Consider the following 23,807-nt stretch of genomic DNA (forward strand, 5'->3'; position numbering starts at 1 on the left):
GAGTAAAATATTATTATAATAACTAGCCTAGTTAACTCGGTTATTATAAAATTTTTGAAAAGGGGAAAATAAATGAAGGATAAAAAAATATTTTTAAATCGTAACTATTTGACAACAATTTTCTGTATGATATTTTGTTTTTTAATTTCAGGTTTTCATGTAAAAGCTCAAAATAATCTATTAACCGAAAAAACCTATACCTATGTAGACTGTAACACAAAGAAGGAAACCTTTTTTACGGTTGTTGTACCATCAAACGGATATCTTACATTTCAAACAAAGGAACCCGTTGATACCGTTTACAAATTATACAATAACTCTAACAAATTACTTGATTCTACCACTGTTACTAAAAATTCAGATTATAAAGCAACTTTTTCTGTAAAAAAAGGTACTTATCGTTTAGGAACCTATTCTGCCAAAGCAGCAAATTATTCCTTTAATTATTTATGTTCTACTGATATGCAGCTCGACTCTGCCAAAATTTTTAATGCGTATCCTGCAACAAATAAGCAGAAAATATATTATAAAATCAAACCCTCTAAAGATGGTTATCTTGCTCTTTCTCCAAAGAATTCCACTTGTTTTATCACCTTATGTAATTCTAGAAAAAAATCATTATCTTCAAAAAATTATAGCAATCCTAAGATGAAATCTTATAAAAAAGTGGTATATGGTGTTAAAAAAGGGACTACTTATTATCTAAAACTCCAATCAATAAACTGTCCAAAACTCACATTAAAGTACACTTACAAAAGCGTTATAGACAAAAGTGGTTCTAAAAGATCCAAAGCTTATAAATTGAAATCCGGCAAAAAAGTAACTGGTCTAATTATTGCGAATAAAAAAACTACTGATTGGTATAAATTTAAACTGCGTAGTCCAAAGAAAATCAAAATTACGCTCACCGGCTCTACAAATGACCAATTTTACATTCAAATATACAATTCAAAAGGGGAATCTATTTTATATAGTGCACCTTATGTGTATGATGCTAATTTCAAACGAAATATCATTAGTCTTCATGCTTTAAAAAAGGAAACATACTATATTAAAATTGCACGTGGCAATAAAAAATCCTCTGGGTATTATAATTTGAAGTTTAAATAAATTAATTAATAGAATATAAGGGGATTTAGCACAAAGAATGCAAATAGGATAAAGGAGAACTACTCATAGGTTCTCCTTTCTAAAACAATAATTGCAATATATTTAAAATACTATTATTATATGGTGGCAATAACATTGATAAGCAACATTTATTCATTCTACAATAAACCGATTTTGCATGGGAAAACGTTCGAAAACTTTGTATTCCATGATAACTTCCCATTCCAGAATGACCGACCCCACCAAAAGGCAGATTTGCATTCATTAAATGTAAAATGGTATCATTAATGCATACCCCTCCTGACGAAGTTTCTGAAAGAACCTTTTCCTTTACTTTTTTATTTTGTGTAAACAAGTATAAGGCTAAAGGCTTTTCCTTCCTATTAATATTTTCTATTACCTCTTCTATTGATTGAAATGTCAAAATAGGAAGTAATGGTGCGAACAGCTCTTCTTGCATACACTCCGCACTCCAAGAAGGTATATCCAATAAGGTCGGTTCAATAAAACAATGTTTCCTGTTACTGTTCCCTCCATAAATTATATACTCTCGATCTTTCTCTAAAATTATATTTATTCTATCCCAATATTCTTTATTAATAATTCTTCCAAACGACTTGCTATTCACCGCTTTTTGGCCATAGAATTCTTGGATTGCTTTTTTAAGTTCCTTTACAAATTGTTTTTTTATACTTTTTTGTACATACACATAATCCGGTGCTACACAAATTTGCCCTGCATTTAAAAACTTCCCAAATGCAATTCTTTTAGCTGCACTTTTAATATCAGCTGTTTTTTCAACAATAACCGGGCTTTTACCTCCTAACTCAAGTGTAACCGGTGTTAGATTTTTGGCCGCCGCTTCCATTACAATTTTGCCCACTCTAGAACTTCCTGTAAAAAATATATGGTCGAACGGTAATTTTAACAACTCCTGAGCCGTTTCTATGCCGCCTGTCTTTATCTCTATATAGTTTGGAGGATATAATGCTTTGATTAACTGCTCTAATACTTTTTGAGTTTTGGAAGCATGCTCGGATGGTTTTAAAACAACACAATTACCAGCTCCGATTGCTCCTACTAACGGAGAGATCGCTAATAAAAAAGGAAAATTAAAAGGCACCATAATCAATACACTGCCTAACGGCTCATATCTGATTTCACTTTTCCCAAATGCTAAAATAAGAGGTGTTGATACCTCTTTACACTTCGCCCATTTTTCCAAATGATGAATCATATCTTGAATTTCTAATATTGAAGTATATATCTCTGTCATATAAGACTCAAATTCGGGTTTTCCCAGATCTTCATATAATGCTTGCTTAATTTTGCTTTCCCTACGAATGATTTCCCTTTTTAATCTTTTTAACTGCCTAATTCTAAATGAAATATCTTTTGTTTTTTGACTTTGAAAAAATTGGTTTTGCTTTTCTAAAATCTTTTCCATGATATCCCTCCTTACTATCGTAAAAACAATTATCAAATATTTTAATTAGTTCTTATGACTAATACTTATTACTCAAAAAAGATTTATATACAATATAAAAAGTATTTGTATTATACAAAAATAAATACCTTTTATAATAAAATTTGCCAAACAGACTTCTAGTCTATCTGGCAAATCATAAATACTATTTATTCTTGTAATGTTTTAGCACGATTTTGTACATTTTTTTGAAAATTCATCACTTTATGATTATACTCTTCATTCATAAACTTTGAAGATATAATAAAATCTGCTGTAGCCTTATTATTAGCAATAGGAATATCATAAACCTGTGCAATTCTCAATAAAGCCTTAACATCCGGATCATGAGGCTGAGCCGTTAAGGGATCAGAAAAGAAAATAACTAAGTCTATTTTTCCTTCTACAATTTTGGCACCAACTTGTTGATCTCCGCCTAAAGGACCACTATTATATCCTCTAACCGGTAAATTGGTCTGATCAGCAATCATTCTTGCTGTTGTACCTGTCCCACATAAAAAATGTTGCTTTAAAATTTCTTTATTTTCATCACACCATCTAATAAGTTCCGGTTTTTTACTATCATGTGCAATCAATGCAATATTTTTTTGCTTTCCTAATGTAAATGTAATATAATCATCCATAACCATCTTACACAAATCCCTTCTTTTACTTCTTTTGTACAATTCATAACTTCTATGTTATTATAACATAAAATTATAAAAATCCAAGGTGTTTTGTATAAACAACTACAAATTAGTATTATAACTTAATTGTAATTCATGATTTCCTGAAATATCTTATTTACCTCTGGATACTCTCTTTTCAATGAAATAGGTTGATACTCTTCATTAAAAAAACAATGACTCGTTTCACCTATGGTTTTTAATTCATTCGTTTTCTTATCTCTGATTTCATAACCAATCTTCATTTTAATCCCATTATAAGATAGTATTTTTATTTGAATCAAAACAATCTCTGCAAATCGAATCATAGATCTATATTCACAATTTACTGATAATACCGGAATAATGATTCCATTTGATTCCATTTTATCATAATTGAGACCGATCTGTTCCAAAAAATTGAGCCTGGCTTCCTCAAACCAACGTATATAGTTGGAATGATGAATGATTTTCATTTGATCCGTTTCATAATATTGTGCCAGTCTCTCATATGGCTTTATTATCATTTCTACTCTCACTTCCTGTTCCTTAGATGATAAATATTATATTGAATAGTATTCTTTATACCAATCTACAAAATAACGTAATCCAGCTTTTAATGATGTATTTGGTTTGAATTCAACATCTTTTTCTAAATCAGAGACATCCGCAAAAGTCCGATAAACATCCCCTGGCTGCATAGGATAGAATTCTTTCTTGGCTTCTTTTCCCAAACACTCTTCCAAATATTTTATAAAATCCATCAATTTTTCAGGCTGATTATTTCCTATATTATAAACTTTAAATGGTGGTTTTGTCTCTTGTTTAAGTACAATTGAATTTTCTATCAATCTTACGATTCCATCAATGATATCATCCACATATGTGAAATCGCGATATAAATCTCCATTATTGAAAACTTTAATCGATTTATCTTCTGAAATTGCTTTTGTAAACAAAAAATATGCCATATCTGGTCTGCCCATTGGACCATAAACCGTAAAAAACCGAAGACCTGTTGCCGGTATAGAATACAAATGACTATAAGAATATGCCAATAATTCATTTGCTTTTTTGGTCGCAGCATATAAACTTACTGGTTGATCTGTCTTGTCTTCTACAGAAAAAGGTATTTTATCACTATTTCCATAGACCGAACTGGAAGAAGCGAATAACAAGTGTTCAATTTTATAATTTCGACACATTTCCAAAATATTAGCAAAGCCAACAAGATTCGACTGAATATATGCATCCGGATTTTCCAGACTATATCGCACTCCTGCCTGCGCTGCCAAGTTCACAACAACCTGAATCTTCTCTTGTTGAAATACGTTCTCCAAGTAATCTTTATCTGCTAGATCCCCTTTATAAAAAGTGAACTTATCATAATTCTTTAATAAATCAAGACGCGTTTCTTTTAATGAAACTTCATAATAATCATTAAGGTTGTCATAACCGATAACACAACAACCTTCTTCTAATAATCTTTTACTTAAATAATAACCTATAAAACCGGCTGCACCGGTTACTAGATATTTTTTTGTTCGATCTAAAGCTTTTAACATATTCCACCTCGTCCAATTGCATAATACTCAATACCTGTAGATTTCATTTCTTTTACATCATATAAATTTCGTCCATCAAAGACAAGAGGCGTACGCATCAGCTCTTTAAAAGTTCCTGGTGCAATATTTTTAATCTCATTCCATTCCGTAAACACAAAACACACCTGTGCATCTTTTAAAGCTTCCTCTGGCTTGTCCACATATGTAATCTGATCCGGATATCTCTTTTTAAAATTATCAGCAGCAACTGGATCATATGCGTAGATATCCGCTCCGTTTTCTAATAATAGCGGTATATTTTCTAAAGAAGGAGCTTCCCGTAAATCGTCAGTTCCTGCCTTAAAAGCAAGACCTAAAACTGCCACTTTCAGATCTTTAAATGTAATTAATCTCTTACAAGCTTTTCTATACAATGCTGTTTTTTGCTTTTTATTCACTTCAATGGCTGCTTTAATGGTCTTTAATTCATAACCATGTTGTTCTGCCAAATAACTTAGAGCTTTGGTATCTTTTGGAAAGCAGCTTCCACCAAAACCTACGCCTGCATTTAAAAATCTGTTTCCGATACGATCATCATACGACATAGCTTCTGCAACAGCCTGAATATCAGCTCCTACCAACTCGCATAAGTTTGCAATATCATTCATATAAGATATTTTTAAAGCCAAAAAATCATTACATGCATATTTAATCATTTCAGCACTTCTTCTATTTACTGATACGATCGGTAAATGAAACGGTTCATAAATTTTTCTCAATAATTCCTCTGCTTCTTTACTCTCTGTACCAATAATAATTCTGGCAGCATGCAGTGTATCTCTGACTGCAGTTCCCTGTGCCAGAAATTCCGGATTACTGGCAACCTCTACCTTAACATCTCTGACCAAAGAGTCTTTAATAAACTGCTCCACTTTATCATTAGTTCCCACTGGAACTGTTGACTTCACTACTACAAGACAATCTTTTTCTACATTTTCAGCAATCTGTCTTGCTACTGTCGCAACATACTCCATATTTGCAGATCCATCAGGTAGTTCCGGTGTTCCTACACCAATAAAAATGGCATCCGCATTTTTATATGCTGTTTTATAATCTGTACTATAATCGATTCTACCAGCCTTATAGTTCTTTACCATAAGCTCTTCTAAGTCTTCTTCATAGATTGGCGAAACACCTGATTTCATCAATTTCACCTTTTCTTCATCTATATCAATACAAGTTACATTGTGCCCTACTTCTGCAAAGCAAACACCAGCAACCAACCCTACATATCCCGTTCCTGCAACTGCTATTTTCATCGTACATTTCCTCCTTATTACTTTATCAATACTAGTATTTTATTATATATCTCCCTATTCATAATAGTTTTTAATCTTGGTCAGGTCAAAAACAATCTTTTTTTATTTTACAATAAAAAGGTAAGATTTACAAATTATTAATTCAATATTAAGGATTGAATTTTAAATATTTTCAGCCCGATTTTATTGAAACCATATCATAATAGGATAATTTGTCCTTACTTCTCTAAACATTTATTTAAAAATTCATTTATCTTTGTCATAAATTCGAAGTCTACTTCATTAATTAACAGCCTGTCAATTCTATCATAAAATTCTTTCTTTATCTCATATGGAATATTCCCTTTATATTTTTTATTTAATTCTAAATACTGTTTATTTATCTCTGCTCCATACTTTAGCGCAGTATCAGAATAAAAGAAATCTCCATGTCCATTATGATGTTCTTTACTGCAAATTAAATAACGAACATTTTTATTGGTAATCTTATCTTCATGGGCAATAATAGAACTTCCATTAAATAAAACCCGGGTGTCATGATCACCGTGAACGATCATAACCGGTACATTGGAACGGTTAATTCCATTTACTGCACTGAAAGACGCTGTTTTCCCATAAAGCATTGTTTGATATAATGATATATAAGGAGCCAAAATATAAGAAAAAGGCCCCATAATATTATGAGATTCTTCCATAGCTATTTCATATGCTGTATTCACACCTGCTACGCTTATAACCCCATCTACTTTATGATTCAAATTCAATACATTGGCAACTGCATACCCTCCCCAGCTATGACCAAACAACATTACCGGATAGGTATTTAATTCCTTATTACTTTCTATGTATGTAAGAGCTGCATCTAAATCTAGGATAGACTGCGGAAATCCTCTGGTTCTTTCTCCTTCGCTATCATAACTTCCTGTACAATCATATGTCAGTACCCTCCATCCATGATCCACCAAAAACATGATTTGAGGCAGATAACTATCAGAACCGGCACTAATTCCATGAGCTACTACTACTAATCCTTTTGTATTTTCCTGTCCATAAATATAACCCTGCAGTTGATTTTTCCCCGATGGAAATTGAAATGATGACCTCTTATAATTTTTAGATATCTCATTATATTTTATCTCGGTTGAAAATTCAGGTCTATTAAATCTGGGAAAATTACTATCATACAGCTTTTTGACTATAATCATACTAATAATTGAAAATACTACAATAACAATACCTGTTCTGACAATAAAAAGTTTAATAAATTTTCCTCTGCCGTTTACAGTTTCTTTCATCTTTGTTCTCCTTAATTTCATCTGTAAAATATAATATTTTTAAGGAACAAAAACTATTCCTAATTTCATTTTTCTTGATATTATTAAAATTTTCGAAGTTCATCCGTTCCGTCATCTTTCAACTTATCTATTTTTCGAATTATGATATCATATTCAAAATTTTCATTTATTTTTATCCTTACTGTATCTCCAACTTTATGATGAAGTAATGCTTTTCCTAATGGTGAATCGATACTGATCCGCCCCTGTGTTGAATTCGCTCTTACAGTCGTCACAATCTTGTAAACCTCTTCTTCATCATCCTCCGGAACATAAATCGTTACCTGATCATTAAGTCCCACCTCGTCGTCATTGGAATCTTCCGGTATCACTTGTGCTGTTCTTATCATCTTCTCTAAATATCTTATTCTGCTTTCATTTTGATTCTTAAATTGCTTCGCTGCTTTATACTCAAAATTTTCACTTAAATCACCATGTGCCCTTGCTTCTTGAACATCTCTGATTGCTTCTTTTCGTACTACTAACTTACGATGTTCTATTTCATCTTTCATTTTTTTGATATCTTTTTCTGTTACTTTATCAAACATAATTTATCCCCGCTAATTTTAAATTTACTTCTATCATTATACTACATTCTGTTATACTTATAAACTTCAATTAGATAAATATTCGTTGTACTAATGTCGATAACATTTCCTTGTAATAATTTTGCAATATTATTATAATGTATTTGTATTGGTTTGTAATTATAATGTAGCATTTACGAAAATCAAATTTAAAGGAGGTATTTTAAATTCAAAATATACGAGATATTGTGATCTCTACTGTAAATAATATTACTTCTAAATGCTCCAGAAATATCATTCCGGGAAAGGTTCTCTTTGATATTTATTAATAATGAAAACCGTTCGAATTTTCGAACGGTTTTCTATGTAATAATTCATTTTTTACTATTACTCAAAACTTAACACACTTAGTTTTCCTTTCCTTCCACCTTTATTGTTCCATTATTACATTCATATGGACAGTCCTCTTTATATACAAATCCTAATTTTTTCAAAACATTTTCTGATGCAAGATTGGACTTTGCAATTCTTGGGCATCTGTGATGGTAAGAGGTCTTAATATTAATCTTCTAGTTTCTAATATCGGTGTTTTCATTTTTTCCTGCTTTCTATTTATTAGTAAAATTTTTTATTATAACTGCAACGATTCCAACTAAATATAAAATTATCATCTATAAGAAAATCTTTTCAATAGGATAAACAAATCGCCCAAACCCACACAATATAGGTTTGAGCGATAATAAAAAAAAGCGCGAGACGGGGATCGAACCCGCGACCCCCTCCTTGGCAAGGAGGTGCTCCACCGCTGAGCCACTCGCGCATTTGTCTATCAGACACAAGCAATAATATACTATAAAGATTTCTTTTTGTCAATTATTTTTATACTTTTTTTATTTTCTTCATTTCTAGGAAATTAATTTTCTAACGTAATGCTTGCTATATACTCATTATTTGCAATCGGAATCGATGCTAGATTTTCCAAATGTTTAATCTGAATATCTACCCACAAATCATCTGCTGCTATTGCTATATGGGCTAAAGCAATTCCCATATCGATTTTAGAAATATCTTGGGTATATTTTATCGGAAGTAATGGTCTTTTACAAAACATATGCATACGTTTATTGTATACAACAAATCTCCAAGGTTGTCTATTAAAAGAAGACGGGGCTAATCTCGCTGCTTCCAACATTGTTAAAAAACTGCGGTTTACATCTTCTTTGAAAACACATAATTTGTCCAACGTTAAACGTTTCGCCTCTTTCTCACTTCGTCCTATTTTTCCTTCAGGTTTCCCAAATGCTAACATTATAATAAGCCGATTTCCGACACTGTCAATTTTACTCTTCATATTAGCTAAATAGCAGCTTCCGAGCCCTTTCATAGCCAGATACAAAACCATCTGTTCCAGCATATAGCCCGCATTAAGCAAATCACCATCTTTTTTTTCAGAATAAAAGAGCAAATAATAAGGTGCCTTGAGAGCAAATATTCCGTTCATTTTATTTTTTCTTTCCTTATAAGAAACAATCTCCATTCTAGTCTTAATTTCAGGATATAATGGTATGATTTCTTCATTATATCTTCTAATTGATTCAAGCTTTTCTTCGCTCAAATCTTCCATAATATATTTACGAACAGATTGTCTATTATAGATGGTTTCAAATAGTGTCATAACTCTCACCCTTTTATCTTTACTTTATACGCATTATTTTTTTAATTATATCATATTTATATTCTATAAAAGCTTAAATTTTTATTATTTTTTATTCTTAAAAACTTATAAATATTTTTTCACGCATAAACTCAATTGTGACTTAATAGAATATAGTAAATGAACCGACAGGAGGTTTTTTATGAGTTCGAAAACTAAAATTGTAGTTCTGCATTTAAAGGAGTTAATTTATACTGGAATATTTATTGTCCTTGGAATTTTATTAATTGTTCTCCTTATTTTTATGTTTCTCCCTGAAAAAGAAACTTCTCCACAAACAACTCCAACTTCACAATACATAGCCGGAGTTTATACTTCCTCCATTGATTTGAATAATCATACATTAGACCTGAAAGTTGTAGTTGATAATAATCATATAAATTCTATTAGTCTAAGCAATTTAGACGAAACTACTACGACAATGTATCCACTTATGCAACCTGCATTAGATGAACTATGTGAGCAAATATATAAAAATCAATCTTTAGAAGACATTTCCTATTCGCCTACTAATCAATATACATCAGCAATTTTGTTAAAAGCAATTGATTCTGCATTAGCTAAAGCAGAAAAAAAATAAAAAAATCCACGGATCGCCCGTGGATTTTCTGTTATTCATATCGTAATGCATCGATTGGATTTAAGTTCGCTGCCTTATAAGATGGTAAAATTCCAAAGACAACTCCAATCAACATAGAAAATATTACACCACCAACTGCTGCTGGAATACTAATCGCAGCTGGTACATTGGCTACTTTTGAAATGACTTGTGCCAAAATAATTCCTGCTACAACACCTATCAAACCGCCAATACTCGTTAGAACAGCTGCTTCTGTCAAAAATTGAGCTAATATTTTCGTTTTGGGTGCTCCTATTGCTTTTTTTAATCCTATTTCTCTTGTACGCTCTGTAACAGATACAAGCATAATATTCATGACACCAATTCCTCCTACCAAAAGAGAAATACTGGCGATCCAAAGAAGCTGATTATTCGTCTGTTCTTTTAACTCTTGTTTCTTCTGAGCTTCTTCCATCATATCCTCAGCCTTATACTTCATATCTACTGCTTCTTTTGTAATCGCATTTGAATTTAAATAATCTGCTACAAATTTCCCGGCCTTCGACATATTGTCTGTAGATGAAGCTTTTATAACCACTTGTTTTGGTTCATCATATCCAAAGCAGATAGGCCACGTGGCATTTGTAATAAAGATACTGCCACCACTAATATTGGTCATATATTCATAATAGTCTTCCATTGTATTAATGACTGGTTCAAACTTTTTGGACTTTTCTACAACACCAATTACTACATAAGGCTCTGATTTTATTTCAATAGTTTTTCCTATCGGGTCTTCACTTTTAAAAAGTGATGTAGCTACAGAAGACTCTAGAATAACTACTTTTCGAAATTTGTTGAAATCACTTTCTGAAAAGCCTCTACCACTCTTAAATATGTAACTGCAAGTATCAAAATAGCTATTGTCAACACCTAATACTTTACTTCCTGAATGAGCATTTTTATAAAATGCTTCCTGATAAATCTCTCTTTTATTATAAAAAGAAGCATTTTGAACTAAATCATCTTTCAATATTTCTTTTTTATAATTTTCATCCAAAACGCTAACTCCGCTTGGAACTGAAGACATCTCATCTAAATAAAATTCATTATCTCCTTGAAATAGATTTATATTTACTGTGTTCGTTCCTGAACCTATTATATTTTCTTTGATTCTTTCATTTGTCCCTTTGATAGTGGATACAATAGCAATAATAGCTGCAATACCTATAATTATTCCCAACATAGTAAGGAAGGATCTCATTTTATGTGACCATATCCCCTGAAAGGACAACCTAATATTTTCGATCATATCATTACCTCCCTATTCTTCCATTCCCATGTCAAATTCTGCATCTTTTACTTTCATTCCTTCTTTTGCTGTTGGACCATAAGGAAAAGCAATTCTATCTTCCATTGTTAATCCTGCTTCTACCTCAATAGAACCCATATCTGTATTAATTGCACTTATTTTTACACTCTTTTTTTTCAATCTATTGTTTTTGTCTGCAACATAAACATAGTAATTACTTCCGCTATTACGAACCAATGGAGCAGGAATTTCTATTGATGCGGCTAAATCTGCGCCTTTTTCCAATTTAAGAGATAAGTAATCACCATTGTTTAATCCTTTAGCGTTATCTACGTATGCAATATATGGATAATAAGAAGAATTGGGATTACCGGTTCCAAAGCCAATATTTTCACTACTTGCCGGATATTTGGCTATTTCTTTGATTACGGCTTCAAAGTTTTCCATTGTCTCAAAATTCGTAGCTGTTACTTTTTGACCGGTCTGTACTTCATTCAACTGTAATTCATTTATATATCCTTTGATATATAATCCCTCTGAACCTGCAATCACTATATAAGGCTCGCCGTTAGAATTTTCTCCATTTATTTTTTTTACAACTCCATTTATTTTACTAGTTACTTCAGCGGCATCTACCTTCTTCTTGGCTTCTTTATAATTCAACTCAGCCTCTTTTACTTCTACTTGATCATCTTTTATCTTTTGCTCTGTTTCCGCTATCTCACTTTTTAAAGTTTGACTGTCATACTCCATGGTATCGTCAGATGTATTCTCTCCTTCATTGGCTGAATCATCATCCACAGGTTCTGTTTCCTCCTGTGTATCATCAATTGGTTCTTCTTCTGTTTTCTCTTCTTCAACTTCAGAACCTTTAATATTCCATTTCACCGCAGGGTCTACAGGTTTATTGTTTTTCCCTACAAAAGTCCAGGAATAAATAATTTTACCTTTTTCTTTATTTCCTTTATGAACTTCAAAGATAGCAGTTTTAGGCTCTCCTTTTTTCTTAGTTCCTTCTTTATTATAGCCTGCTAAAATATTAATCAATTCTCCTGTAATATACGAACTGTCCGTACACAAGTAACGATATGGTGTTTTTCCTGCACCATTCCCTTCAAAAGCTTTTGCTTTTGTATCGAGAATATTGTAAGCTTCACCATCTTTCGGTTTTACTTCTACAGGTTCTTCCGTTGGTTCTTCAGTCGGTTCTTCCGTTGGCTCTTCCGTTGGCTCTTCAACAGGTTCATCAGCAACAGGAGTCGTATTTTTCAATTTTACTAAATCTCTATTATCACTCTCTAACTGATCTTTTGCATTTTGAAGTTCTAATTCTTTTATCTCTAATTCCAACTTCGCTTCCTCAATATCATATGAGAATATCCTGTCTCCTTCTTTCACCTTCTGTCCTTCTTCTACAAACACTTCCCCAACAGAACGATCTTCTTCAAGATAAATATTCTGAGAAACATTATTCGTTACCATTCCCATACTTTCTTCCATTTGACCTGACTCTTGAATTATACTATCAACAGAATATACCTCCGCATATCTGCGTGAACCTTTTTTTATCATAAAAATAACTATACTTCCAACAATTAAAGTTATTACAATGATAACGCTAATGATAATAATAAGCTTTTTTTTCATTCTGCTTCCTCCTCTCCGGAATTGGAAACAATTTCACCATCTCGTATCATAATTACTCTTTTGGCATAATTGGCAATGTGGGCGTCATGAGTAATCATAACAATTGTAACCCCTTCTTCATTTAGCTTGTCAAATAATTTCATCAACTGCTTTCCGGTTTTACTATCCAAAGCTCCGGTCGGCTCATCCGCCAACAAAATTTTAGGGTTATTTACAATAGCTCTTGCAACAGCAACTCTTTGCTGTTGACCTCCTGACAATTGAGTCGGTTTAAATTTCATTCTGTCTGCCAGACCAACCCGTTCCAAAGCCCGTGCTGCCAGTTCATGTCTCTCATTTTTGGGAACTCCTGCATAGCTTAAGGGAAGTTCTACATTTTCTAAAGCAGATTGTCTTGGCAGTAAATTAAAGCTTTGGAATACAAATCCTATACTGTTCAATCTTATATTTGATAAGACTTTATCACTATGATTCAGTACATTCTGTTCTCCCAAATGGTAAGTTCCTGACGTAGGTTGATCCAAACATCCAATGATATTCATTAATGTTGTCTTTCCCGACCCCGATGGTCCCATAATCGCTACATATTCTCCTTCTTCTACTTCAAGATTAACATCCTTCAAAACCGGAACTACCATTTTATCTTGCTGATAATTCTTGAAGATATTCTTTAATTCCAGTATCATTCTTCCACCTCCGCAGAATCTGTTTCTTCTGTATCTTCTCCTTCTGCCGGCATACTTTCATCCTTCATTGCAGCATCATCGGTCAATGCTTCTTCTCCATCCGGTATCTCTGTTTCAGCTCCTTCAAAATCTTGAGACTGAATCATATCATCCGGAATTTCTTCTTCTGCTTCCGCTTCTTCTGCCTTTTCAGTCGTAGTCAGCATACCTTCTTTGAATTCTTCTCTTGGAAATGCAATATAATCATCTTCAGTCAATCCCTCTTTAATTTGATATTTAGCAAGTTCTTCGTTATATTCTCCCAGTGTTACTGTTCTCTTTTCCAATTTCTTATGCTTGTTGGAAACCCATACAAAAGCAGTTTCACCTTCTTGTATGATATAATTCTCTGTTAACCAGATACCTTCTTGATTCTCATTCTGACCCTGATCTAATTCAACAAAAACATGCTGTCCCATCATAAGCCCTTTTGAGTTCTCTAAGGTAATATAGAAAGGTACTTTCGTCGCAGTATTAGCAGAAGATGATTCGTCTGAAAATTGATCTGTATTACTTTGAACTTTGTTTTCTAAGTCTACTTTATTAATTGTTCCTTTCCATGTCGCATGCTCATCGATTCTGGAACGTATGATTACTTCGCTTCCTTCACCTAAAGACTGGGCAGTTTGTTCACTTATTATTCCTTTTACCCGATAATTACCGGTTGCTAAAATTGTCATAAATGCAGAACCAGAACCATCCTGCGTATCCATCGGTAAATCCTCTGATTCATCTGAAACATCCGTATTTTCTGTATTATTAATCGATTTTACAACACCTTCAACTTCACTCTTTTTGGAAGAAGTCTGTATTTTCTTTTCCAAATTTTCTAATTCTTTCTGAGCTTTTTTAATATCAAATTCTTTTTGTTTAATTTCTGTTTTCGCAGAATTTATTGAAACTGTAATTTGAAATTTGTCATCTGCTGTAGCTGATGCTCTATCATTCTCATATCCTTTAATTTCATTATACTTCCCACTGATTTCACTTTGCATTTTTTCAATATCTAATTTCTTAGTATCTATTTGAGTCTGCAATTGATCCACGTCATATGTAAATAATTCTTGTCCTACTTTAACGGTATCCCCAACTTTTACTAAGACATCTTTTACTTTTGTATCCGCATCCTTCTCGATTTTATAAGTTTCCTGTGCTTCTACAACTCCTGAATATCGATTCTGTGAACCATTGACACCCGTTAATCCTGCAACTTCTGCTACTGACTCTACATACACTTTATCTTCTTCCGAAACCCCAAAGCCGGAAAATGCATACCAAATGCCTATTCCTGCAATTATAAGAACAATTATGACTACTGCACTTATAATTTTCACCTTTTTACTCAATTTCTTCTTCATTTTTACCCTCCGATTTTCTTATAATTTAAATAAAACTTAATCTCTATTTGTTTTCCAAAAACTGACACAATAATAAATCTTAACTATTATATCATAATTGATTTTAAAGTTAAACTTAATTAATTCTTAATTAAATCCCCTACCAGATAGGGACTTTCTTTCTATAATCTAATAACCACCGGCAATTATGCCGGTGGCGTTTTATACGTTATTCTTTATTCCAATGGATATTTATCTGTTAAAGATTTTACCAAGGATCTAGCTTCTTCTGTACTAGCTTCTCCATTCTTGATCATCAATGAAATTGCTTCTGCAATAACATCCATATCTTTTGTATTCATCCCTCTTGAGGTAACCGCCGGAGTACCAAGACGTATACCACTGGTAACAAATGGTGACTGCGGATCATTCGGAATCGTATTTTTATTACAAGTAATATGTGCCAAATCTAATAATTTTTCAACTTCTTTACCTGTTAAATTGAAGTTCGTCAAATCCACTAACATTAAGTGGTTATCGGTTCCACCAGAGACTATCTTAATTCCTCTTGCTAATAAGCCTTTGCATAATGCTTGCGCATTGTCAATGATATTTTGCTGATAATCTTTGAAACTATCCTCTAAAGCTTCTTTAAAACAAACAGCTTTTGCTGCAATAACATGCATTAGAGGTCCTCCCTGTATTCCTGGGAAAACAGCTTTGTTAAAATTAAACTCTTTCGCTGCTTCTTCATTAGCGAGAATCATTCCACCTCGTGGTCCTCTTAAAGTTTTATGTGTCGTAGTGGTCACAACATGCGCATATGGCATTGGGTCCGGATGAAGTCCTGCAGCAACAAGTCCTGCAATATGTGCCATATCTACCATTAGATAAGCGCCTGCTTCATCTGCCACTTCACGGAATTTTTTAAAGTCTATAGAACGGGCATATGCACTCGCTCCTGCAATAATCATTTTAGGTTTCGCCTCTAAAGCAATTCTTCTTAGTTCATCATAATCGATAAAACCTTCGTCATTTACCCCATAAGGTACTATTTTAAAGTAGCTTCCAGACATATTCACAGGACTTCCATGTGTTAAATGTCCACCATGATCCAGATTCATTCCCATTACAGTATCACCGGGTTTTAACATAGCAAAGAATACTGCCATATTTGCTTGTGCACCTGAATGTGGTTGTACATTGACATAATCACATCCGAATAATTTTTTCGCTCTTTCAATTGCTAGCTCTTCTACAATATCAACACATTCACATCCACCATAATATCTTTTCGCTGGATATCCTTCGGCATATTTGTTTGTCATTGGACTTCCCATTGCAGCCATAACAGCCTTACTCACCCAATTTTCAGAAGCGATTAATTCAATGTGACTATTTTGTCTGGCTAATTCCTCTGTAATCGCATTCGCAACATCAATGTCCACTGTCTTAACTTCATCTAAAGAATACATCTGATCACTACCTCCATTTATTTAAATTTTCTAATTTATTTCCAATGTAAATTATAGCATAAGTTCTTCAAATGTAAAGTACGAATATTTGACACATACACAAAACTCCCTTATAATTATTAAATTATAACTATAAGGAAGTAATTTTATGTCTACTAATATTTATTATACTATTATATTTGCCTACTTATTTGGCATGAACCTGACTGCTTTTGTATCTATGAAACTTGATAAAGACAAAGCCCGAAAACATCAATGGCGTATTCCGGAAAAAACACTCTTTATCCTGGCTCTTTTGGGCGGTAGTGTTGGTTCTATCTTTGGTATGAGAATTTTTCATCATAAAACCAAGCATCTTCACTTTATAATCGGTATGCCAATCATTTTATTTTTTCAAATACTTTTATTATCTTTACTGTTCTTTAGCTTTACTTCCTAATGTAACAGAAACTGTCTTTTCTGAATAAGAACCGTTATCAGCGATCGCAATCGTAAGTTCTATTTTGTCACCAGCACGATGTTTTTTAATGGAATTTGATAAGCCCTGCATTGAAGTAACCTTTTTATCAGCAATTTTTGTGATGATGACTCCTTCTTTGATTCCTGCCTTATCTGCAGGAGATCCTTCTACTACGGAAGATACATAAGCACCTGCCGGCATACCATATAATTCTTGATATCGGGCATCAATATCTACACCGGTAATTCCAAGATATCCTTGTTCATTTTCCGGAATCGTCTCCGCTTTAATCAATTCATCTATAATTGGACTAGCATCTGAAATCGGAATTGCATAGCCCATTCCTTCTACTTCTTCTGAAGAATATTTTACTGTATTAATTCCTATCACTTCACCTTTTGCATTCAACAAGGCTCCTCCGCTGTTGCCCGGATTAATCGCTGCATCTGTTTGTAATAATGTCATAGTAGAATCTGTTAACTGAACTTCTCTGGCCACTGCACTGATGACACCGGTTGTAACAGACTGCCCATAACCTAATGCATTACCAATCGCTATAGAAGCCTCTCCAACTGCTACTTTTTCTGAATTTCCTAACACTGCTACTTTGATTTTAGATAATGTCTCTGAAGGAATATTCTTAATCGGAACTGCCAGCACCGCTAAATCAGCATCAGAATCAGATCCTTTTACTTCACAATCGACTGTTTTTTCATCATTAAAGGTTATACTTAACTTATCTGCGCCTTCTATAACATGATAATTGGTCACTACATACAAAGTATCATTTGTTTGTTTCACTATAATTCCCGTACCAGCTGAAGCTTCCTGCAATTTCCCTTTAGAGTCTTTTTCAGTTGAACCTTCTTGTGATTGTCCCGGATTTCCAGGCATTCCATATTCTCCAAATCCAAAGAAATCACCATTATTGGAAATATAAGCTGAATTTGTTACAGATACAATAGAAGGCATTACATTGGAAACAACATTGGATACATCCACATTTTTTACCGCACTATTTGAATTTGTGGCGACGGTACTCACCTGTGCAGAACTATTGTCCGCTTTTCCTGCTTCATTATTGTCTTTCACTGTTTCTACCTGAGCAACTTTGGTAGATTCCTTTTCACTTAAATACCTATCCAGCCCATAAACAGTAGCTCCTGATACAACACCTACTAATATCACTGCTGATGTAAAAATAGTTATCGGAATGACTCTATTTCTTTTTTTCTTCTGTTTATTTGTATAAGAAATAGGATCCTCATGACTTAAATAATCATCTGCATTTTTTGGGGTATCGTTATCATCATTATAATTGTACAACATAGTAAACTCTCCTTTCGCATACATTTATAAAGTATGTTATGATTCATTTCTATGAATACATTGTAATGAATTTTTATGGTGAAAAAATGTTGAAATTGTGTTTATTTTATGAATTCTCACTTTCTTTTTCTTTAAACGATTTTATAGAGAGCTGTAATTCATCTATCTGCTTTTTATCTACTGTGTTAGGAGCATCTGACATTAAACAAGAGGCATCTTTTACTTTAGGAAACGCTATGACTTCACGGATACTATCCGCTTTTACCATAAGCATCAGCAAGCGGTCTAAACCATATGCAAGCCCTGCATGAGGCGGTACGCCATATTTAAATGCATTTAATAAAAATCCAAATTGTGCATATGCATCTTCTTTTGAAAACCCTAATATATGCAGCATTTTTTCTTGGATTTCATTTTGAAAAATCCTAACGCTGCCACCACCAAGCTCAGTTCCATTCAGAACAATGTCATAGGCTTTGGCACGTACTTTTCCGGGATCCGTATCAAGATACTCTAAATCCTCATCCATCGGCATTGTAAATGGATGATGCATAGCAACAAAACGCTCTTGTTCTTCAGACCATTCCAATAAAGGAAATTCTGTAATCCACAAAAATTCAAATTTATTTTTATCAATAATATCTAAATTTTTGGCTATTTCTAACCTTAAATTTCCCAATACATCATATACAACTTTATTTTTATCAGCAGCAAATAGTAACAAATCTCCAGGGGTACCTTCCATAGCTTCTACTAATTTGCTTAATTCTTCCTCTGTCATAAATTTCATGAAAGAAGATTTATATGTGCCATCTTCATTTATTGCTAAATATGCAAGACCTTTCGCACCAAAATCTTTCGCAAAATTTACTAGTGCATCAATTTTTTTTCGAGGCATGGATCCCTGACCTTTTACATTGATACCTCGTACTGTTCCCCCAACTTCTAAAGCACCTGTAAATACACCAAATCCACAGTTTTTAACTACATCTGAAACATCTTTTAATTCCATTCCAAAACGTGTGTCTGGTTTATCTGAACCGAATCGATCCATAGCTTCCTGCCATGTCATTCTCGGAATTGGAAGTGATATCTCCACACCGATAGCCTCTTTAAATACATCAGCAAGTAATCTCTCGTTCACTTCAATTACATCATCAACCTCAACAAATGAAAGTTCCATATCAACTTGAGTAAACTCCGGCTGTCTATCCGCTCTTAAATCCTCATCCCGAAAACACTTTGCAATTTGAAAATATCGGTCATACCCTGAACACATAAGTAATTGCTTCAAAAGTTGAGGCGACTGTGGTAAAGCATAAAAATTTCCCGGATGCACACGGCTTGGCACAAGATAATCTCTGGCACCCTCCGGTGTACTTTTATTTAATATGGGTGTTTCTATTTCTAAAAATCCTTCTTCGGCTAAAAAGGTTCTGATTCTTGTAGCAACTTTACTTCTTAAGATTAAATTTCTTTGAATATCTGGCCTTCTCAAATCTAAATAACGATATTTAAGTCTTAATTCTTCTTTTGTCTGGCTGTTTTCTTCAATTGGGAAAGGAGGCGTTTCAGATTCTGATAATATACGAAGTTCTGTTGCAATTACTTCAATATCGCCGGTTACTAAATTTTCATTCACTGCTCCGGAACGTGCTGCCACCTTACCTACGACTGCTACGACATATTCACTTCTTAACGATCCTGCTTTTTCGAAACCTTCCGTCCCAATATTGTCTTCATCAAAGATTACCTGTAACAAACCTGATCTGTCTCTTAAATCCACGAATATTAAGCTTCCAAGATTTCTTCTTTTTTGTACCCAACCCATTACTGTAACTGTTTCACCAATAATCTGATTTGAAACTTCCGTACATCTATGGGTTCTTTTTAAACCTCTCATTGCCTCTGCCATGTCTCAATTCCTCCTAAAATAATTCTGCTATCTTTTCTAATGCAATCTCAGTTTGTTCGCCACTTTCCATATCTTTAACTCTGGCTATATTGTTTTGAAGTTCATCTTCTCCGATTATAACTGTTTTTTTCGCTCCAATTTTATTGGCATATTTCATTTGTGCTTTTACACTTCGTTCCATATAGTCAGTCTCTACAATTACCCCTTGTTTACGGAGATTATTAACCAATTGATATGCTTTCGCCTTTGCTTCTTTTCCTAAAATCCCAACATACAAAGCTACCGGTTCTTCTGCTTCTAATTCAACCCCTTCTTTTTCTAAGAAATATAGAATTCTTTCAATTCCCATTCCAAATCCAACAGAAGGAATATCCTGTTTCTCATCTATCTCATGAATAAGTCCATCATATCTGCCGCCACCACAAAGTGTAAATCCATCTTCATTTACAAATTCAAATACTGTTTTCGTATAATAATCTAAACCTCTAACAATACCAGTATCGATTTCGTATGGTATATTTAGTTGATTTAACAAATACTGTAATTCCTCAAAATGTTCTCTGCATTCTTCATCTAAATACTCGATTGTTCTAGGGGCTTTCTCAACAATCTTTTTGCAGTCTTCTACTTTACAATCAATTACCCGAAGAGGATTTTTTTGCATTCTTTCACGACAGGTCGGACATAATTTATCCTCATGTTCTTTTAAATATTTTAATAACGCTTCATTATAAGTTTCTCTACAGTTTTTGCAGCCAATACTATTAATATGAAGTTTTGCATCCTTTAACCCTAGCTTGTTAATCATCTCTATAACCAGAGTTATCACTTCTACTTCAGCCAAAGGACTTTTGGATCCCACAAATTCAACACCGAACTGATGATGTTGTCTCAAACGACCACTTTGAGGCTTTTCATAACGAAACGCCTGCGTTACATAAAACAATTTCGTAGGTCCCGGTTCTGCATACATGTTGTGTTCCAGATAAGCCCTCATTGTACCGGCAGTTCCTTCCGGTTTTAATGTAATACTTCGTTCTCCTTTATCCAAAAACGTATACATCTCTTTTTGAACAACATCCGTTGTTTCTCCTACGCCTCTTTGAAATAAAACAGTATGTTCAAATACAGGTGTGATAATTTCTTTTATGTTATATGTTTTTGCAATATCTCTTGCAATCTTTTCAACGACGGTACGCTTATACATTCTTTCACCATACCAATCTTCCACTCCTCTTGGTGCTTTTGTTATCATATCACTTCCTCCTATTCTTTTTTCTCAGTCATGATCTTACGTTTTCGCTCTATCATTTCTTCAATTCTTGCTAAATAATTGTCTACATCTTTTACATTTTCCACTCGTTCTATTCTTCCTTCAGAAAATACGAATTTTGAACTTGTCCCGGCTCCTAATGCAACAATTGTCTGCTTTTCTTCTATAATTAATATATTATAAATACCTTCTTTCCCCCATTTGGCATAACCTACATTTTCAAAATTTCCTGTCATATTTTTTTGTCGGTAAAGATAGTAAGGTACCATATTCATATTTCTACAATATTTTTCTGTAAGTTCTATCATTTCTGGAGATTTGCTAATTTTTAGTTCCTTATAATGTTCCTGCTCCATGCGAAGCCTTGCTGCTCTTTTGATTGCTAACGTATGAACTGTTACACTATCCGGATTTAATTTGGCTATCTCTTCCATTGTATGACAGATATCTTCTTGCGTTTCTTCCGGAAGCCCGACAATCAAATCCATATTGATATTGTCAAACCCTAATTCTCTTGCTGAGCGAAAAGCTTCTATCGTCTCTTGAACGGTATGATGTCTTCCTATTAATTTCAGAGTCTCTTGTTTCATCGTTTGGGGATTGATTGAAATTCTAGTCACTTTATGTGCCTTTATCACTTCTAATTTTTCTTTTGTTATACTGTCCGGTCTTCCTGCTTCCAAAGTCATCTCTTGTAAATTGGAATAGTCAAAGTTTTCTTCCAAAAGTGTGAGCAGATAATCTAATTGTTCTGCTGATAAAGATGTTGGGGTTCCACCACCAATATAAATGGTGTTTAAAACTTTATTTGCATATGCCTTTGCAGTAAATAAAATCTCTTTACTTAATGCTTCCAAATATTCCTGCATTCGATTTTTCCATTTTGAAACAGGATAGGAGGTGAAAGAACAATATAGACATGTACTTGGGCAAAATGGAATTCCTATATAAAGACTATAACCATTCTTATAATCAATATTCTTTAGGATTTCCAACTCTCTCTTGGCAATTTCTATACACAAATCAGCTTTTTCATCACTGATCAAATAAGTAGTTTTCAGAATTTGATTTACTTTCTCTTTAGAAATCCCCTTCTCCAAAAATGCCATTGGAATTTTAGTCGGCCTGATGCCGGTCAATGTTCCCCATGGCAATTCTTTTCTGCTGTATTCATTTAGCATTCTATAAAGAAGTCTTTTTAAGCGATTTTTTGTATCTTTCCTATCCGCCTGATTCACAATGGTATCATTTGCAAGAATGACTTCCTTGTTTTGCAAAAATTGAATCCTTATTAAATTATCCTTATAGTTTACTTTCAAATAGATGCAAGGTGTTACACATTCTACTTGAGTATCCTCTACGCCAATACTAACTTCTTCCTCCGGATAAAAAGCCTTGACTAAGGAATATATATCATATTCAAAATTAGCTTCATTCAATATTATCATAATCATAAGTATTTACCTATGCTATAAATGGATTAAACTTTTTTTCATGACCTATCGAAGTAATTCCCTCATGCCCTGGATATACCTGAACACTATCCGGTAAAATTGCAAGTTTTTCCTTAATAGAACGAACGATTTCAACGGAACTTCCAGTTGGAAAATCTGTTCTGCCTACTGATTGCTGAAATAAGGTATCGCCTGAAAAAAGAACTTCTTCCTCTTCCATATAGTAGCAAACACTGCCTTTCGTATGACCGGGGGTATGAAGTACTCGAATTTGAAAACCTGCAAGCTCAATTTCTTGATTATCTTTCAAAATTACATCCGGTTCCATCTTCACTTCTCTATGTGACATTGTTGACAAATTCAAAGAAGGGGTTTTTAAAATTTCACATTCATCTCCATGCGCATAAACCGGAATCTTATAAGAACCTGCCAATTCTTCAGCAGCCAAAATATGATCAAAATGACCATGGGTCAAAAGAATTGCAACCGGTTTTACTCCTTTTTCCGTGATTTTCTTTTCAAGTAATTCCGCCTGATCGGCCGGATCAATAATAACTGCTTCTTTCGTTATACTATTTACTGCAATATAACAGTTTGTCTGTACCATTCCTACCACATATTGTTCTATATTAATCTGTTTCAT

At 33.4% G+C, this 23,807-nt stretch carries 21 protein-coding genes and 1 tRNA gene; 3 read left to right on the forward strand and 19 right to left on the reverse strand.

Annotated elements, in window-relative coordinates; all coding sequences use genetic code 11:
• Positions 1 to 72: 72 nt before the first annotated feature.
• Positions 73 to 1,110: a PPC domain-containing protein gene (locus tag DWV06_RS06425; RefSeq protein ID WP_115481359.1), complete on the forward strand. Its 1,038-nt coding sequence runs from the start codon at positions 73 to 75 to the stop codon at positions 1,108 to 1,110.
• A gap of 79 nt (positions 1,111 to 1,189) precedes the next feature.
• On the opposite strand, the gene DWV06_RS06430 is transcribed toward DWV06_RS06425, so the two are convergent.
• The 9 genes from DWV06_RS06430 to DWV06_RS06470 all read right to left on the reverse strand — a co-directional run bounded on the left by DWV06_RS06430 (position 1,190) and on the right by DWV06_RS06470 (position 9,639).
• Positions 1,190 to 2,557 (reverse strand): aldehyde dehydrogenase, encoded by a 1,368-nt coding sequence (locus tag DWV06_RS06430; RefSeq protein ID WP_115481360.1) that lies wholly within the window; start codon positions 2,555 to 2,557, stop codon positions 1,190 to 1,192.
• A 188-nt stretch (positions 2,558 to 2,745) separates the two neighbouring features.
• Positions 2,746 to 3,219, reverse strand: a complete 474-nt coding sequence (locus DWV06_RS06435) for a methylglyoxal synthase (protein ID WP_115481510.1) — start codon at positions 3,217 to 3,219, stop codon at positions 2,746 to 2,748.
• 125 nt (positions 3,220 to 3,344) lie between these two features.
• Positions 3,345 to 3,764, reverse strand: coding sequence for an acyl-CoA thioesterase (locus DWV06_RS06440; protein ID WP_334294003.1), 420 nt, complete (start codon positions 3,762 to 3,764; stop codon positions 3,345 to 3,347).
• A 39-nt stretch (positions 3,765 to 3,803) separates the two neighbouring features.
• Entirely contained in the window at positions 3,804 to 4,805 is a 1,002-nt protein-coding gene (locus DWV06_RS06445) for an SDR family NAD(P)-dependent oxidoreductase (protein ID WP_115481362.1), read from the reverse strand.
• Entirely contained in the window at positions 4,799 to 6,103 is a 1,305-nt protein-coding gene (locus DWV06_RS06450) for a UDP-glucose dehydrogenase family protein (RefSeq protein WP_115481363.1), read from the reverse strand. Before DWV06_RS06450 ends, DWV06_RS06445 begins: the two co-directional genes overlap by 7 nt.
• Positions 6,104 to 6,321: 218 nt before the next feature.
• Complete coding sequence (locus DWV06_RS06455; protein WP_162300590.1) at positions 6,322 to 7,398, reverse strand: alpha/beta hydrolase family protein; 1,077 nt, start codon at positions 7,396 to 7,398, stop codon at positions 6,322 to 6,324.
• Between the two features lie 83 nt (positions 7,399 to 7,481).
• Positions 7,482 to 7,985 (reverse strand): transcription elongation factor GreA, encoded by a 504-nt coding sequence (gene greA / locus DWV06_RS06460; protein ID WP_115481365.1) that lies wholly within the window; start codon positions 7,983 to 7,985, stop codon positions 7,482 to 7,484.
• Between the two features lie 727 nt (positions 7,986 to 8,712).
• Positions 8,713 to 8,784, reverse strand: a tRNA-Gly gene (locus DWV06_RS06465).
• Between the two features lie 93 nt (positions 8,785 to 8,877).
• Positions 8,878 to 9,639 carry a nitroreductase family protein gene (locus DWV06_RS06470; protein WP_115481366.1) on the reverse strand — a complete coding sequence of 254 codons (762 nt, stop codon included), beginning with the start codon at positions 9,637 to 9,639 and terminating at the stop codon, positions 8,878 to 8,880.
• 181 nt (positions 9,640 to 9,820) lie between these two features.
• On the opposite strand from DWV06_RS06470, the gene DWV06_RS06475 reads away from it, so the two are divergent.
• Positions 9,821 to 10,258, forward strand: coding sequence for a hypothetical protein (locus tag DWV06_RS06475; RefSeq protein ID WP_115481367.1), 438 nt, complete (start codon positions 9,821 to 9,823; stop codon positions 10,256 to 10,258).
• Between the two features lie 31 nt (positions 10,259 to 10,289).
• On the opposite strand, the gene DWV06_RS06480 is transcribed toward DWV06_RS06475, so the two are convergent.
• The 5 genes from DWV06_RS06480 to glyA form a co-directional block, all read right to left on the reverse strand.
• Positions 10,290 to 11,549 carry an ABC transporter permease gene (locus DWV06_RS06480; protein WP_115481368.1) on the reverse strand — a complete coding sequence of 420 codons (1,260 nt, stop codon included), beginning with the start codon at positions 11,547 to 11,549 and terminating at the stop codon, positions 10,290 to 10,292.
• Between the two features lie 12 nt (positions 11,550 to 11,561).
• Positions 11,562 to 13,196: an efflux RND transporter periplasmic adaptor subunit gene (locus DWV06_RS06485; protein WP_115481369.1), complete on the reverse strand. Its 1,635-nt coding sequence runs from the start codon at positions 13,194 to 13,196 to the stop codon at positions 11,562 to 11,564.
• Positions 13,193 to 13,882, reverse strand: a complete 690-nt coding sequence (locus tag DWV06_RS06490; RefSeq protein ID WP_115481370.1) for an ABC transporter ATP-binding protein — start codon at positions 13,880 to 13,882, stop codon at positions 13,193 to 13,195. Before DWV06_RS06490 ends, DWV06_RS06485 begins: the two co-directional genes overlap by 4 nt.
• On the reverse strand, positions 13,879 to 15,279 hold the full coding sequence (locus tag DWV06_RS06495; RefSeq protein ID WP_115481371.1) for an efflux RND transporter periplasmic adaptor subunit: 1,401 nt from the start codon (positions 15,277 to 15,279) through the stop codon (positions 13,879 to 13,881). Before DWV06_RS06495 ends, DWV06_RS06490 begins: the two co-directional genes overlap by 4 nt.
• A 215-nt stretch (positions 15,280 to 15,494) precedes the next feature.
• Positions 15,495 to 16,733, reverse strand: coding sequence for a serine hydroxymethyltransferase (glyA, locus tag DWV06_RS06500; RefSeq protein WP_115481372.1), 1,239 nt, complete (start codon positions 16,731 to 16,733; stop codon positions 15,495 to 15,497).
• A gap of 148 nt (positions 16,734 to 16,881) precedes the next feature.
• Between glyA and DWV06_RS06505 the strand changes: the two genes are divergently transcribed.
• Positions 16,882 to 17,172: a DUF1294 domain-containing protein gene (locus tag DWV06_RS06505; RefSeq protein ID WP_115481373.1), complete on the forward strand. Its 291-nt coding sequence runs from the start codon at positions 16,882 to 16,884 to the stop codon at positions 17,170 to 17,172.
• Here the strand turns inward: DWV06_RS06505 and DWV06_RS06510 are convergent.
• The 5 genes from DWV06_RS06510 to DWV06_RS06530 all read right to left on the reverse strand — a co-directional run bounded on the left by DWV06_RS06510 (position 17,146) and on the right by DWV06_RS06530 (position 23,807).
• The gene (locus DWV06_RS06510) at positions 17,146 to 18,522 is read right to left on the reverse strand and encodes a S1C family serine protease (RefSeq protein ID WP_162300591.1); all 1,377 of its coding nucleotides are present in this window, start codon (positions 18,520 to 18,522) and stop codon (positions 17,146 to 17,148) included. The two genes, DWV06_RS06505 and DWV06_RS06510, sit on opposite strands and share 27 nt — an antisense overlap.
• Before the next feature lie 106 nt (positions 18,523 to 18,628).
• On the reverse strand, positions 18,629 to 20,437 hold the full coding sequence (gene aspS, locus DWV06_RS06515) for an aspartate--tRNA ligase (protein ID WP_115481375.1): 1,809 nt from the start codon (positions 20,435 to 20,437) through the stop codon (positions 18,629 to 18,631).
• A 13-nt stretch (positions 20,438 to 20,450) separates the two neighbouring features.
• Positions 20,451 to 21,692: a histidine--tRNA ligase gene (gene hisS, locus DWV06_RS06520; RefSeq protein ID WP_115481376.1), complete on the reverse strand. Its 1,242-nt coding sequence runs from the start codon at positions 21,690 to 21,692 to the stop codon at positions 20,451 to 20,453.
• An 11-nt stretch (positions 21,693 to 21,703) separates the two neighbouring features.
• Entirely contained in the window at positions 21,704 to 23,164 is a 1,461-nt protein-coding gene (hemZ, locus tag DWV06_RS06525; RefSeq protein WP_115481377.1) for a coproporphyrinogen dehydrogenase HemZ, read from the reverse strand.
• 10 nt (positions 23,165 to 23,174) lie between these two features.
• Positions 23,175 to 23,807 carry an MBL fold metallo-hydrolase gene (locus tag DWV06_RS06530; protein WP_115481378.1) on the reverse strand — a complete coding sequence of 211 codons (633 nt, stop codon included), beginning with the start codon at positions 23,805 to 23,807 and terminating at the stop codon, positions 23,175 to 23,177.

Origin of the sequence: Anaerosacchariphilus polymeriproducens (assembly GCF_003363435.1) — a bacterium.
GTDB lineage: Bacteria > Bacillota > Clostridia > Lachnospirales > Lachnospiraceae > Anaerosacchariphilus > Anaerosacchariphilus polymeriproducens.

Coding starts and splice junctions, on each gene's coding strand:
- DWV06_RS06445 (WP_115481362.1), bottom strand. CDS start 4,805: ATGTTAAAAGCTTTAGATCGAACAAAAAAATATCTAGTAACCGGTGCA.
- DWV06_RS06510 (WP_162300591.1), bottom strand. CDS start 18,522: ATGTTGTACAATTATAATGATGATAACGATACCCCAAAAAATGCAGAT.
- DWV06_RS06505 (WP_115481373.1), top strand. CDS start 16,882: ATGTCTACTAATATTTATTATACTATTATATTTGCCTACTTATTTGGC.
- DWV06_RS06485 (WP_115481369.1), bottom strand. CDS start 13,196: ATGAAAAAAAAGCTTATTATTATCATTAGCGTTATCATTGTAATAACT.
- DWV06_RS06475 (WP_115481367.1), top strand. CDS start 9,821: ATGAGTTCGAAAACTAAAATTGTAGTTCTGCATTTAAAGGAGTTAATT.
- hisS (WP_115481376.1), bottom strand. CDS start 21,692: ATGATAACAAAAGCACCAAGAGGAGTGGAAGATTGGTATGGTGAAAGA.
- DWV06_RS06435 (WP_115481510.1), bottom strand. CDS start 3,219: ATGGATGATTATATTACATTTACATTAGGAAAGCAAAAAAATATTGCA.
- DWV06_RS06455 (WP_162300590.1), bottom strand. CDS start 7,398: ATGAAAGAAACTGTAAACGGCAGAGGAAAATTTATTAAACTTTTTATT.
- DWV06_RS06480 (WP_115481368.1), bottom strand. CDS start 11,549: ATGATCGAAAATATTAGGTTGTCCTTTCAGGGGATATGGTCACATAAA.
- DWV06_RS06490 (WP_115481370.1), bottom strand. CDS start 13,882: ATGATACTGGAATTAAAGAATATCTTCAAGAATTATCAGCAAGATAAA.
- DWV06_RS06430 (WP_115481360.1), bottom strand. CDS start 2,557: ATGGAAAAGATTTTAGAAAAGCAAAACCAATTTTTTCAAAGTCAAAAA.
- aspS (WP_115481375.1), bottom strand. CDS start 20,437: ATGGCAGAGGCAATGAGAGGTTTAAAAAGAACCCATAGATGTACGGAA.
- DWV06_RS06425 (WP_115481359.1), top strand. CDS start 73: ATGAAGGATAAAAAAATATTTTTAAATCGTAACTATTTGACAACAATT.
- DWV06_RS06495 (WP_115481371.1), bottom strand. CDS start 15,279: ATGAAGAAGAAATTGAGTAAAAAGGTGAAAATTATAAGTGCAGTAGTC.
- DWV06_RS06530 (WP_115481378.1), bottom strand. CDS start 23,807: ATGAAACAGATTAATATAGAACAATATGTGGTAGGAATGGTACAGACA.
- glyA (WP_115481372.1), bottom strand. CDS start 16,733: ATGTATTCTTTAGATGAAGTTAAGACAGTGGACATTGATGTTGCGAAT.
- greA (WP_115481365.1), bottom strand. CDS start 7,985: ATGTTTGATAAAGTAACAGAAAAAGATATCAAAAAAATGAAAGATGAA.
- hemZ (WP_115481377.1), bottom strand. CDS start 23,164: ATGATTATGATAATATTGAATGAAGCTAATTTTGAATATGATATATAT.
- DWV06_RS06470 (WP_115481366.1), bottom strand. CDS start 9,639: ATGACACTATTTGAAACCATCTATAATAGACAATCTGTTCGTAAATAT.
- DWV06_RS06450 (WP_115481363.1), bottom strand. CDS start 6,103: ATGAAAATAGCAGTTGCAGGAACGGGATATGTAGGGTTGGTTGCTGGT.